The organism is Actinopolyspora lacussalsi (assembly GCA_030803735.1).
GTDB classification, from domain to species: domain Bacteria; phylum Actinomycetota; class Actinomycetes; order Mycobacteriales; family Pseudonocardiaceae; genus Actinopolyspora; species Actinopolyspora lacussalsi.
The window spans coordinates 1,459,668-1,472,236 of sequence record JAURUC010000001.1; the positions used below are offsets into that span (position 1 = coordinate 1,459,668).

The 12,569-nt window shown below is 67.8% G+C and carries 14 protein-coding genes; 10 read left to right on the top strand and 4 right to left on the bottom strand.

The window, feature by feature from the left end:
• Positions 1 to 96 precede the first annotated feature (96 nt).
• The 4 genes from J2S53_RS06400 (at position 97) to J2S53_RS06415 (ending at position 3,891) form a co-directional block, all read left to right on the top strand.
• Positions 97 to 582 carry a hypothetical protein gene (locus J2S53_RS06400; protein WP_139235112.1) on the top strand — a complete coding sequence of 162 codons (486 nt, stop codon included), beginning with the start codon at positions 97 to 99 and terminating at the stop codon, positions 580 to 582.
• A gap of 504 nt (positions 583 to 1,086) precedes the next feature.
• On the top strand, positions 1,087 to 1,782 hold the full coding sequence (locus J2S53_RS06405; protein WP_456240214.1) for a type 1 glutamine amidotransferase domain-containing protein: 696 nt from the start codon (positions 1,087 to 1,089) through the stop codon (positions 1,780 to 1,782).
• Positions 1,783 to 1,880: 98 nt separating this feature from the next.
• Positions 1,881 to 2,534, top strand: coding sequence for an SDR family oxidoreductase (locus J2S53_RS06410; protein WP_456240215.1), 654 nt, complete (start codon positions 1,881 to 1,883; stop codon positions 2,532 to 2,534).
• 310 nt (positions 2,535 to 2,844) lie between these two features.
• Positions 2,845 to 3,891, top strand: coding sequence for a zinc-dependent alcohol dehydrogenase family protein (locus tag J2S53_RS06415; protein ID WP_456240216.1), 1,047 nt, complete (start codon positions 2,845 to 2,847; stop codon positions 3,889 to 3,891).
• Positions 3,892 to 3,948: 57 nt separating this feature from the next.
• On the opposite strand, the gene J2S53_RS06420 is transcribed toward J2S53_RS06415, so the two are convergent.
• The 4 genes from J2S53_RS06420 to J2S53_RS06435 form a co-directional block, all read right to left on the bottom strand.
• Positions 3,949 to 4,611 carry a DUF4389 domain-containing protein gene (locus tag J2S53_RS06420; RefSeq protein ID WP_456240217.1) on the bottom strand — a complete coding sequence of 221 codons (663 nt, stop codon included), beginning with the start codon at positions 4,609 to 4,611 and terminating at the stop codon, positions 3,949 to 3,951.
• 342 nt (positions 4,612 to 4,953) lie between these two features.
• A complete protein-coding gene (locus J2S53_RS06425) occupies positions 4,954 to 5,097 on the bottom strand; it encodes a hypothetical protein (protein ID WP_456240218.1) in 144 nt (47 codons plus the stop codon).
• Entirely contained in the window at positions 5,094 to 5,390 is a 297-nt protein-coding gene (locus tag J2S53_RS06430) for a hypothetical protein (RefSeq protein WP_456240219.1), read from the bottom strand. Before J2S53_RS06430 ends, J2S53_RS06425 begins: the two co-directional genes overlap by 4 nt.
• Before the next feature lie 2 nt (positions 5,391 to 5,392).
• Positions 5,393 to 5,728 carry a hypothetical protein gene (locus tag J2S53_RS06435; protein WP_456240220.1) on the bottom strand — a complete coding sequence of 112 codons (336 nt, stop codon included), beginning with the start codon at positions 5,726 to 5,728 and terminating at the stop codon, positions 5,393 to 5,395.
• A 111-nt stretch (positions 5,729 to 5,839) separates the two neighbouring features.
• Between J2S53_RS06435 and J2S53_RS06440 the strand changes: the two genes are divergently transcribed.
• The 6 genes from J2S53_RS06440 to J2S53_RS06465 all read left to right on the top strand — a co-directional run bounded on the left by J2S53_RS06440 (position 5,840) and on the right by J2S53_RS06465 (position 12,559).
• Entirely contained in the window at positions 5,840 to 6,697 is an 858-nt protein-coding gene (locus J2S53_RS06440; protein ID WP_456240221.1) for a helix-turn-helix domain-containing protein, read from the top strand.
• Between the two features lie 77 nt (positions 6,698 to 6,774).
• The gene (locus tag J2S53_RS06445; RefSeq protein ID WP_456242718.1) at positions 6,775 to 6,969 is read left to right on the top strand and encodes a DUF397 domain-containing protein; all 195 of its coding nucleotides are present in this window, start codon (positions 6,775 to 6,777) and stop codon (positions 6,967 to 6,969) included.
• 89 nt (positions 6,970 to 7,058) lie between these two features.
• Complete coding sequence (locus J2S53_RS06450; protein WP_456240222.1) at positions 7,059 to 7,607, top strand: helix-turn-helix domain-containing protein; 549 nt, start codon at positions 7,059 to 7,061, stop codon at positions 7,605 to 7,607.
• A 273-nt stretch (positions 7,608 to 7,880) separates the two neighbouring features.
• On the top strand, positions 7,881 to 8,321 hold the full coding sequence (locus J2S53_RS06455) for a hypothetical protein (protein ID WP_456240223.1): 441 nt from the start codon (positions 7,881 to 7,883) through the stop codon (positions 8,319 to 8,321).
• 710 nt (positions 8,322 to 9,031) lie between these two features.
• Entirely contained in the window at positions 9,032 to 9,652 is a 621-nt protein-coding gene (locus J2S53_RS06460; RefSeq protein ID WP_456240224.1) for an L-threonylcarbamoyladenylate synthase, read from the top strand.
• 219 nt (positions 9,653 to 9,871) lie between these two features.
• Complete coding sequence (locus J2S53_RS06465; protein WP_456240225.1) at positions 9,872 to 12,559, top strand: hypothetical protein; 2,688 nt, start codon at positions 9,872 to 9,874, stop codon at positions 12,557 to 12,559.
• Positions 12,560 to 12,569 lie beyond the last annotated feature (10 nt).

Consider the following 12,569-nt stretch of genomic DNA (forward strand, 5'->3'; position numbering starts at 1 on the left):
CGTTGCCACGCTGCGAACGGAACACCACTTCAGACGAGGAATTCCGGAGTGGACGTTCCGGATCCGATGATCAGCGTCCTCGCGAGGAGAACGAACATGAGGAAGAAGTTACGCACGATACTTCCAGCGTTGCTGGGAATGGTGCTGGTCTGTGCCACTTTCACGGCGGCACGTCCGGCAGCGGCCGATGCGGGTTTCCTTGACCGGGCTGAGGGGTTCACCAGAGTTCCCGTGCACGAGGTGGGGACCTCGAGCTCACGAGCCGGGACGCTGTCCTACACCGAGTCGTGCTTCGGGTACACCGGACGATTCCGGGACGGCACGGACGTCGTCTTCGTCGACTGGGTGACCGACGTGAACGAGTGCTTCGGGATCTCCCCCACGCGAAAGATCTGGCACACCTGGCCGAACGCGGGACGCTGGCACGAGATGCCCGGCAACGGCCGGGCCGACCGGATAACCGGGGTGGGCGAGAACACGAGCACGGGCGTCCGGGTCGTGGAGGTGTACGTGAACAGCAGCGGTCGCTACTGGTGCAGCACCTACGACAACGGCTGGGGTTCGTGGTGGAACTGCACCTGAGCCCGTTGCCGCGCCTCGCGGTGCAGGGGCCGAGCCACGGTTTCAGGGGTTTCCGTCTTCTTTGACCATGACTCGCTCCGTCCCGACACCTCGTCTCGGAGCCGGTCAGCGGTGACGTCCGAGCGATCGGAATCGGTCCGCTACGTCACGGACCACGCACTCGTGATGTAGCGGACTCCGGATGTCCCCGTCCGCCTGGACGACCCCATGGCGAGCTCTCACGAAACGGGCTCGCGCGTCCACTCCTCGAACCACCTGCCCACCTGGCCGGAAAACCGGTGTTCGGCGGAGGTTCCGCAAGTTTCAGCGACGTAGAAAGCACCCGGCGCACCGGGGCCGGAGAGGCCACGAACTCCCCTCCGGGAATGCCACCGTCGGATCCACCGTTTCCCCGCGGGCCATCGTGGAAACCCTGTTGGTCCGACCAACCCACGATCGGCCCCACCCTTCAGCTGTCCCGCTGAGCGGACCGACGAAAGATCCCGGAACGAGGAGTGTTGCGGCATGGCGAGGATTCTGTTCGTGATGACCGGCGCCGACCACTGGACGCTGGCCGACGGGACGCGGCATCCGACCGGCTACTGGGCCGAGGAGTTCGCCGCTCCGTACCGCGTGTTCACCGGCGCGGGACACCAGGTGGTCGTGGCCACGCCCGGCGGGGTCGTCCCACCGGTCGACCGGTCCAGCCTCGCACCGGAGGCCAACGGTGGACAGGAAAAGGCCGACCAAGTCGCCGCGACCCTGGAATCGGCCGAGGAACTGCGGCGACCGGTGCGGCTGGAGGACGTGCGGCCGGACGACTACGCGGCGGTGTTCTACCCCGGTGGTCACGGCCCCATGGAGGATCTCTCCGTAAACGCGGAGTCCGCTCGGCTGCTGACCGAGGTCCTGAACTCGGGCAAGCCGCTGGGCGTCGTCTGCCACGCCCCGGCCGCCCTGCTGGCCACCGAGGACGAGAACGGCACCAGCCCGTTCGCCGGATACCGGCTCACCGGCTTCACCAACGTAGAGGAGAAGCAGGCCGGTTTGGCCGACAAGGCGGCGTGGCTGCTGCAGGACAGGTTGGTGGCTCTCGGGGCCGAGTTCTCCGAGGGACAGCCGTGGGAGCCCAACGTGGTGGACGACCGCAACCTGCACACCGGCCAGAACCCTGCCTCCTCGGAGCCGCTGGCGGAGCGGATGCTTCCCTCGGTGAGCTGAACCGGCCCGGAAGGGCCCCGATGAACCGGCTCCTTGGAAACCGCGTGGACACAGAACACGTCCGGCGGCGTCCTCGGTGTGGAAAGGAACGGTACGACATGCGTGTCGTCATAGCGGGCGGACACGGGAAGATCGCGCTGCGGTTGACCGCGCTGCTGCACGAGCGGGAAACCGAGGTCCTCGGGATGATCCGGAAATCGGAGCACGCCCCCGTTCTGGAAGCCGCGGGTGCCCGCCCGATCGAACTCGATCTGGAGCACAGCTCCCGTGCCGAGATCACCGAGGCCCTGCGGAGTTCCGACGCGGTCGTGTTCGCCGCGGGCGCGGGCAAGGGCAGCGGAGTAGAGCGGAAGTACACGGTGGACCGTGACGGTTCGGTGTCGCTGGCGGCGGCCGCCGAGGACGCCGGAGTGCCGCGTTTCCTGCAGATCTCGACGATGGGCGCCGGACAGCCGCCGGACCCCGACGCAGGAGAGGTCTGGAAGGCCTACATCGACGCCAAGACCAGCGCCGAGCAGGACCTGCGTTCCAGAGATCTGGATTGGACCATCCTGCGCCCCGGAGCGCTGACCGACGACCCGGGAAGCGGGCTGGTGACACTCTCCGACCCGCCCGTTCCACGCGGCCGGGTATCTCGGCAGGACGTGGCCGCCGTGCTGGCGGAGCTGCTCGCCACCGGCCGGGGAAGTAGTCACACGCTCGAACTGGCCGAGGGGAGCACCCCGGTTCCGGATGCGGTCGCCGCCCTGTGAGCTCCCGTAGTATCGGGTCGGTCGTTAGTCGGCAGCGCGCTACTGATCGAAGTTTTCCGGTCGGGTTGTCGGGCCGCTCGGTTGGCGGAACCTCCCGCTGGCTCTCGCTCCGGGAGGCCCGACATCGGGTAGGTAACACAACGTCGGGCCTTCCTCGCGAGAGCGCGACGCGGGAGAACCCGCGGGCGGTCGAGCCGGTGACGTGGCTCCCGTGCTTCGGAACCGAAAGAGCCCCGCGTCCCTCGACAACACGACAAGCAAGCATCAGTAAGCTGGCCGCGACAGCCGGAGCGGTTCTTGAGGGGCAGTGATGCGCGCTGTTGTGTTCGACGAGTTCGGGATCACCCCGGAGGTGCGCAATGTCCCCGAGCCACGGGTAGCACCGGACGGGGTGGTCGTAGCGGTCGAGGCCACCGGGTTGTGCCGCAGTGACTGGCACGCCTGGCGGGGCCACGAACCCGACGTCACCCCGCCGCACGTGGCCGGTCACGAGCTGGCCGGGCGCCTCGTCGAGGTCGGTTCCTCGGTGCGCGGCTGGCACCCCGGTGACCGGGTCACCGTGCCGTTCGTCTGCGCCTGCGGCACCTGCCACCAGTGCGCCACCGGAAACCAGCAGGTCTGCGAGTACCAGTTCCAGCCCGGCGCCACCCACTGGGGCTCGTTCGCCGAGCGGGTGGCCGTGCCCCGGGCAGAGACGAACCTCGTGGCGCTGCCGGACGAACTGCCCGCCACCTCGGCCGCCGCGCTCGGCTGCCGGTTCGCCACCGCCTTCCGGGCGGTGCTGCGGCAGGGGGCGGTGCGCGCGGGCCAGTGGGTCGCGGTGCACGGCTGCGGCGGCGCGGGAGTCTCGGCGGTGGCGATCGCAGCGGCAGCCGGCGCCCGGGTGGTGGCCGTCGACCTCTCCGATGCGGCGCTGCGGCTCGCCGCCGAGCTGGGCGCGGAACACACCGTGAACGGAAACCGCACTCCTGACACGGCCGAGGCGGTCCGGGAACTCACCGGCGGGGGTGCTCACGTGTCGCTGGACTGCGTGGGGCACCCGGCCAGCTGTGCGGCTTCGATCTCCTCGCTGCGCACGCGGGGCACTCACGTGCAGCTCGGGCTGTTGCCGCCCGAACAGGGCCTGCCGCCGGTGCCGATGCACGAGGTGATCGCCCGCGAGCTGCGCGTCCTCGGCACCCACGGGCTGCAGGCCCACGAGTACCCGGAGATGCTGCGGCTGGTCACCGGATCCCACATCGACCTCGATCGGCTGATCGGGAGCAGGGTCGGGTTGGACGAGATCCCGGCCGCGCTGGTCGCGATGAACGAGGCGACGCCGCCGAGCAGCGGGATCACCGTCGCCGAGCTCGGCTGAACCGGGACTGCCGTCCTGACCGGTTGTCTCGCGGGCCCGCGTCGCAGGCCGCACCGATCACGGTGCCAGCCGGAACGGCGGATACCGGTCGGTGACGAGGATCCAGGCATAGGAGATGACACGGTTGTGCCACCGACCCACTCCCACCAGGAAGTCGAACAACCCCCGCGGATGGCGACCGGTGAACACGATCGCGAACCACGCGGCCACCACGGCCACGACCGCCGCGATGTCCAGGAAGAACAGCACGACGTAGTGCGGAACGACCAGTAACCACTTCACCAGCGGGAGCCACCGGTTGAGCGTGCGGTCCTCGGGAGCGTCGAAATCGAGGTGCACCGCTTGGTGCTCGTCGGTGGAGGGATACCGGTCGTCCAGCAGAGCCAGGTAGACGATCACCCGGTTGGTGAAGCGCAGCAGCTCGCGGTTCCAGTCGAACCACCAGTACGGGTACTTGCGCCGAAAGAGGAGCATCAGCAGCGGCGGAACGAAGAGCATCCCACCGGCACTGGACAGCACCACCTCCGCCGATCCCTCGCCGAGTCGCATCGCCTGGCCGCCGACACTGCTCAGCAGGACGAGAATCGGCACGGCCAGAATCAACCTGAAGGCCGTGCCGACACGGTCGAGCTCCCTGTCCGGATACTCGACGTCGAAGCGCACCGGGTGGGGCTGCCGGGCCGAACCGGCTGAACCAGTTTCCGAAGCGTCCCCACTCACCCCGCACCTCCACGGACCGGAGTTCCGCGCTCCACCGAAGCGGCCTCGGAAGCTCCGCACCTCCGTTGGCGGAAGGATCACCGCGTGCTCCGCACGGTGCTGCCCCCATCAGCGAAAATCGGTCCGGTCCCGACGGCCGCGTGAGCGTGACGGTACCTTCCAGCCCGCTCCTCCGCAGGATTCCGCCGCCTTGGAGGAGAGTCTCCCGATGTTCCTGCTGACACCCGTCGAGATCGTCCGAGCGGTACTGCCGGAGCAGAGCGAGCGGGGAGACGGCGCCTTCCTCCTGACCACCGGAATCACAGCAGTTCACACCATGCCGGATCAGCTCGTTCCCGGCGCTCACAGCCGTTCCAGTCCATCGAGGATCCGTTCCAGCAGTGAGTGCGGCACCGTGGTTCGTTTCCTCGGTGGTTCGTGCAGCTCGCCGGAGAAGGCGGGGACGTAGCCGCGTAAGCGGTTCGGCTCGCGGGGCTGTCTGGTCACTGTTCCCCCTCGGCGCTGCCGGTGTCCGATTGCTCGGGGCTCGCGGTGCGCGGCTGTTCGGTACTTCCGGTGTCTGACTGTTCGGCGATCAGGAGTTCGGTGCAGTCCGGGCAGGTGGGAGCTTGGAACCAGTCGAGTTCGCTGGGTTTGGCCATGGCGCAGGACTTGCCGCACACCGAGGTGTCGGAGGCTCGGCCGTCCCAGTACTTGCCCCGGAAGGCGTGCCGGTGCCACTTGAACCCTGTCCTGTCCGGCACGGGCAGCCAGTAGTGCTGTCGTTCGGTGGTTTCCATGATTATCCCTTCCAGTTCGGCTGGGCCCGGTGGAGCTTCAGGTACTCGGTGAAGCAGCGATCGCAGAACGGTCGGATGTGGCGCATCCGGCGGTCCTGGTAGGCGGGGGCTTCGGCGTAGTCGTGCCCGCCAAGCGTGCTCACCCCGCCGCCCTCGGTCGGCAACGCGTCCAACGTGGCGTGCTGGTGCGTGTCGCCGTCCGGCACGAACCACGACACGACCACCCGCCCGGTCCCCTCACCGATCTCCACGCGGCACCCCCGTTCCACGGCGGTCCAGCCCAGATCGCGGCCGGATCGCACGACACTGATCAGCCCTGGTGATTGCGCTGTGCTCACGATCAGTTACATTAGCGAACTGAAATCTTTGACTCAAGATTTGAACAACGCAGCTACGTAGCTCATTTAGGTGATAGTTGTGAGATAGCTGATCGACTACAGTGCTTTGCTATGGCACTCGGACCAACAGCACGTAGACGACGGTTGGGCGCGCATCTTTCCGAGCTTCGCGAGAAAACAGGACTTACCGTCTCCAACGTGGGCGAGCACATGGGCGCGTCGCCGCAGACCATCCGAAACTGGGAAAAGGGCCAGGCCAGCATGAAGAAGATGGAGCTGGCCGCCCTGTTGGAACTCTACGATGCGCCCCACGAAGTTCGGCAGACTTTGGAGGACGCGCGCCGGGAGGGATCGAAGCGCAGCTGGTGGTCGACCTACCGTCTCCCCGAGTGGTTCAAGCCGTTCGTCGGTCTCGAAAGTGACGCCGCGTTGGTGTGCAATTTCGAGCAGGAACTGATCCTCGGTTTGTTGCAGACCGAGGATTACGCGCGGGCGATCCACACCTCGGGCGGACACATCACCGACCCCGAGGACGTCGAGAAACGCGTGGCCGCACGCATGGAACGGCAACGTCGCCTGTTCGACAAGGACAATCCGCTGGAGCTACGCGCGGTGATCAGCGAGGCGGCTCTGCACCGCAAGGTGGGCGGCAGGAAGGTTTGGAGCGAACAGCTGGAGCACCTGTTGGCTCTGGCCGAACGACCGAATGTGATGTTCCAAGTCATCCCGTACGACACCGGCGCACATGCCTCGATGACATCCGGTTTCGCTGTGCTGAGCTTCGCGGAACAAACCGATCCCGACGTGGCCTACATGGATGGCCCGTTGGGTGGGCACGTGATCGAGGACAACGCTGACGTGACGCTGTTGCGGAACTTGTTCGACGAACTGCGCTCCTCGGCGATGCCGCAGCGCGAGTCCATCGACCTGGTACGCGAGATCGCCCCGGGGAAGCCCGTGACGACGTAATTCGCCCCTGCCTGGTCTCGCTAGCCTGGGACCGTACGATGCACCTCGGCGAGATCGAGACTTCGAAAGGGGCGGCAATGACAGACCTGTCGCGCGCGACGTGGCGGACAAGCTCGCGCAGCGGAAACGGTGGCAACTGTGTTGAGGTCGCGATGACCTCCGAGGGCGTCGGTGTTCGCGACAGCAAAGACCGTGCGGCCGGTCACTTCGCAGCGGCCCCCGCGCAGTGGTCCGCCTTCATCGACGCTGTGAAGACCAACCGGTTCGACTGACCACCGGTCGAACCGCATCGCACCCTCGGATTCGCTCCGAGGGTGCTTTTTCATCCCACCTGAGGGCGAGAGGTGGCACGATCACGGTCGTGCCCCGCAACCACCGTCTTCGACAGGCACGCGAAGCCACTCCGTCCCCGCGCACTCCGGGCGCGGGTATGAGCCGTGCCGAGCTGGCCGAGCAGGCGAATCGGTGGCTCGCTGCCAACACGGGCAGTTCGGGCGCACTGGACGCGCACGCTTTGGCCCGCTACGAGCGCGGAGCGGTGGCGCGGCCGAACAGGGATTACCGAGCGGCGTTGCGCAACGTCCTCGGGGTGACGGAGGACTCGGAGCTCGGTTTCGACCGAGCGAGCACTCCCGCTGCTCGGAGTACTCCTTCCGCACGAGCCCTGCCTGCCGACAACGCGATTTCCGAGCGGATCACAGATGCCCCGGCTGACAGTGACACGGTGAGCGAGCTGCGAGCCACGATCGAACGTCTGGTCGCGCTGGACGGCAGCCTCGGTGGCGGCGAGGTCGCTCCGCTGGCACTGCGCGCCTTCCGACGCACCCAACGCATCCTGGACACCAGGGCAGCTACCGCGCGTCAGTCGAACGTGATCTCGAAGCGACCGCGGCGGAACTCGCCGAGGTAGCGGGCTGGTGTCTGATCGACGCCGGACGGTTCACCGAGGCGCACCGGGTCAACGCGGAAGCCCTGCGCCTGGCCGTCATAGCGGGGGACACGAGCATGGAGTGGTTCGTGATGTCCAACGACGCCCTGGTCAGCCTGTATCAGGGCAATCCGTACGGAGCACTGCGCATCGTGCGGCGCTTCAGCGAGGCGAACCTCCCCAACCGGGTAAGAGCCTTGTTCGAGATCCGGCAGGCCCGGGCACTGGCCGCCCTCGAATCGCCAGCAGCCCTGGATGCCTTCGACAAGGCACGCTCGGAACGTCTTCGACAAGGCACGCTCGGAACTCACCGAGAGCTTCACCCACCGCGATCCCTCGTGGACCTGGTGGGTGGACCAACGAGAACTCGCGGTTCAGCGCGGCCACGTCCACGACGGACTAGGGCACTCCCACGACGCGCTGCGCGACATGCTCGAATCCTGGGAACTCTCTCGTGGAAAAGAACACCTGCGGTGGGCCACCCATATCACGGCGGCGAACGCCCTACGGTTGAGCCTGCGAGTGGGTGCCTGGCAGGAGGCCGAACGAGTCATCGCCGATGTACACCAGATGCTGGGAGAGGTTTCCTCGGGACGGACGGAAAGCATCCTTCGGAGAACCGTGGCGGAGATTCCGCGGAATATCCCTTCCACCTTGTCAGGAGAACTCGAACAGATCCGCACCGAGCTGGGCTGAACCCCGGCCGACCAGTGTCACGCCATCGACGGGAATTCGAAATTTCTTTCACATCTGTTTTCTCGTTCGAAAAAAGAGGAGCCCCCTGATCGAAACCAGGGAGCCCCGTGCTACTTTGTATCCGCCAAGATTACAAATAGCAGTGCCGAGCGTAGCACGGAATACGCTTCCCACCACGCGCACCCCAGGCAGCGTGTGGGTAGGGCTACAAGTCCTGGCCACGGTTCACAGCCGTGCGGACCGCCGTCAGAGGGCGTGAAGTCCGCGCGTCAGGCAACGCACGATCTAGGCGAACCCGGCCGTGTCCTTGGTAAGCCCTGGCGCTCATGCTCGTGTAGCCCGGCCATCATCCCGGCAATGCGCGTAACCCCCGGCTCGGCGAGCCCTTAATCCGGCTCGCGGGGTGAAGCTCCGAAGTCACAATTCCGGTATACCGAGAAGCTTCACCTCCCCCTCGAACCCGGGAGAACTGTGTCCAACGCACCGCTCACCCGAGACCGAGGGGGGACTCGCAGCCTTACGGGTCCACGCGGGACCCGAGCCCCCGCGAAAACCCCACGAGCGGTTCCGAAAAAATCTCGGATTCCCTCGAAAGAATGGACGGCGGCCTGGTTCCGGGGTCACCAGAGGCTGTCGAGGGTCGCGGTTCGGAGTTCCCCGATGAAAGCGGTCGGATTTCGTGCTGGAACCATCGGATCTAGGGTCGGAACATGGCGCAGTACTACGAGGTTCACCCACGCAATCCGCAGCGGCGGGCGCTCAACCAGGCGGCCGAGATCCTCCGCTCGGACGGCCTGGTGGTCTACCCCACCGACTCCTGCTTCGCGCTCGGCTGCCGGGTGGGCAACAAGGACGGGCTGGAACGCATCCGCACGATCCGCAAACTCGACCAGCACCACCACTTCACCCTGGTGTGCCGAAACTTCTCCGAGCTCGGCCAGCTCGTCAACATCAACAACGCGACCTTCCGCGCCGTCAAGGCCACCACACCGGGCAGTTACACGTTCATCCTGCCCGCCACCAAGGAGGTTCCCCGCAGGCTGCTGCACCCGAAGAAGAAGACCATCGGCGTGCGCATCCCCGACCACGTCACCGCCCAGGCGCTGCTGGACACGCTGGACGAACCCCTGCTGTCGAGCACCCTGCTGCTGCCCGACCAGCAGGAACCGATGACCAACGGGTGGGACATCAAACAGCGGCTCGACCGCGAGGTGGACGCCGTGATCGACTCCGGGGACTGCGGGACCGAACCCACCACCGTGGTCGACTTCTCCGAGGACGAGCCCGAGATAGCCCGCTACGGCGCGGGTGATCCCACCCCGTTCGAATAGTTCCTTCCAGTAGTTCCACCGTCTTCCCGTCCCACACCCGGCGAACCAGCACGACGAGAACCGAGCGGTGAGGGATGTCCCTGGGGACATCGGCGGAGCCCGGGTGGGCCGTTGCGCGCGCGAGCACGCGCGGCAGACTGTCGCAGCGGGACCGTTCCCCGGTGGAGCCGGGCCGGATTCCCGGCCGGGAGTGTGGCGAGACGAACCTCAGGACGGATCGTGCCCGACGAGAGCAGGTTGATGCCCGACCAGGAAGCGAGCAGTACGAGCCGCCCCCACGGCCAGGGTCTCCACGTCGAGAGTCTCGGCGGCAACACCGCGGTGCGCAAGCAGCACGATTCCGACGAGCTGGAACGCGAACTCTTCGCCACGATCCCCTCCTCGCGGGACAGCCGTGCCGTGCTGGCCACGACGGCGGCGATACGCGAGGCAGGCTTCCTGGACGCGTTGTGGCACGCCTGCCGCCGCGCGATGCTTCCCGCCCTGGCACCGGCGTCCACCGCGGCGAGACGCGGAGCACCAAGCCAACTCTGGATCGCGGTAGGGGGCCTGACTCGCCCCGGTCCCCGAGGCGGTTCGGTGGCCGAGGAACTCGCCACAGAGCTCGACACGGACGTGCTGGTCCCTGACGGGCGATTGGAGCTGGTGCCCGGCGGGTCGCTCTACGTCACCGGCGGGCGATGGCGGTTGTATCGCGCCGGTCACCCACCTCGACCGCACGTCGTGCGGTATCCGACACCGCTGTGGGAGAAGCAGCTGCCCGCCGGTCCGGTGGCCGACTCCGGGCTGCTCGCCGAACCGGTTCCGGCGGGACTGCGGATCCGCGAGGACGGACAGGAGCCAGGTCCTCGGGAGGAGGACCTCGCGGTGCCGCAGTCCCCGCACCACCCCCGCCTGCTGCTGGGCTCTCCCGGTGCGACGCCGATCCCCGCGGCACGACTGGCGTCCATGCTGACCCGGCTGTCCGGGGGACTGCGGAGGCCCTGGGAGCTCGTACCGACCACGGTCGAGGAGGCCGCACCGGCGCGGCTGCGCGAACTCGCCGAACGGCTGGGCAGCGACGTACTGGCGACCACCGGTCCCGTGCTGCACGACGGTTCGGGCGGCGAACGGTCGGTGGTGCGGGATCCGCACTCCCCCTGGGAACCGTTTCCCGTGTCGCTGTGGCACTCGGCCACCGGCGCCGCACGGGTGGCACTGACCGCGCGGGCGCCGCGCGGCTGGGTGAGGTTCAACCAGCTGGTCTATCGACGCGCCGAGGCCGGACCCGCCGCCCCCGACCCGGGGGAGATGGTGGCCAGGGTCGTGCCGGGTGGACTGGCGCTGTTGCCGTTCGCCCAGTCCGGGTTCAGGGGCGCCGCGGACGAGATCGCCTTCGAGCAGCACCGGATGACCGTCTCGGTCGGATCGCCCTACGTGCCGGTTCCGCCGGAAGCCCCGAACGTGCTGCGACAACTGCTCGACGGGCTCACCCCTCGACAACGCGGCAGGATCCGGCTGCTGATCCTGGGCATCGCCGACGGACGGACGCGCGGAGAACTCACCGCCATCGCGGGTGAACCGAACGGAAGTGGTCCGGCATACCCGCCGATCTCCACAGCCGACGGTGCTCCGGGTGCCCCGAGCGCCCCAATCCCCGAGGCGGACGCCCCTGACGCAACCCCGAACGAAACCACGGCGCACATCCCCGCGGTGGAAAGCGGCACCTCGGCCAACGGTGCACTGACCGACGAAGGCACGTCGGCTGACGAGGCATCCTTCCGGGACACGGACGACGAGCAGCGGCCGGTGTTCCACAGCACGCCGATGCCGAGCCACCGGCCGCGCACGGTCTCCGAGCCACCTCCGGAACTGCTGGCCGAGCAGGCCGACCGACCTTCCCCGTCCGACACCTCGGGCCATCCCGCCCAGGCACCGCACGCGGGAAGTACCGAAGAACCGGCCGACACTCCACCGGCGGCGCTGTCCGATCGGGAACCGGACTCCCCGACGAGCGAGGAACCCGCGCGACCGAGGCTCGTGCCCGCGCGGGCGGGTGGCAGCGGCACACCGCACGACCACCGCAGCACGTCCGAGGAACGCTCGCGCTTCGCCCGGGCGGTGGGTGACGACTTCGGCGAGGTGCTGCCCAGTGTGAACACGGTGTTGGCCACCCACCCCGCGCTGCGGGAGAACGAGGCCGACGAGGCCAAGGCCGACTTCGTGGCGGTCATCCTCTACACCGGACGCGGCGCGAACGGGGGAAACGCGGTGAACCGGCTGCTGCGCACCGGAAACACCGAAGCCGCCCGGGACTACGTGGCCTGCCTGCTCTCCGGACTGCGGCGGCTGCCGGTGCACCGTGGCCCGTCCTTCCGCTTCGGTGGTTCCCCGGACGGAGACGTCGAGGGCTACGAGCCGGGCGTGGTGCTGTCCGAACCCGGCTTCCTCAGCGCCACGGCGGCGGACGACCTGACGACCGATGACGAGCACGGGGGCTCGGTGAACGGGGACGTGGTGATCTGGTCGCACTCGGCACGCCGGGTTTCGCTGTTCGGGCGGAACTCGCTGCCCGAGGAGGTCGTGTTCTCCTCCGATTCCCGGTTCAAGGTCCTCGCCACGGCGGACGAGGAGACCGGTCGGCCCGCACTGCTGCTGCGGGAACTGCGGCCGGACGAGCGGGCCGACCACGGTGAGCTCGACGAGGCCGATCTGGCCGTGCTGCCCAAACTCCGGCGCGCGCTGCGACGCAGACACGGCAACGAACCACGAGTGCTCTCCGAGCGGGACCAGTTGGACCGGATGAGTTCCCCGGTGGGACTGGTGCCGACCGAACTCCGCGGCGACGCCGAAGCACCATCCTCCGCTTCCGGAGCCGAAGCGGCGCGACCGGACCACCCGGCAGGCGTCGCGACCACCGCACGATGAGTCGACGCCG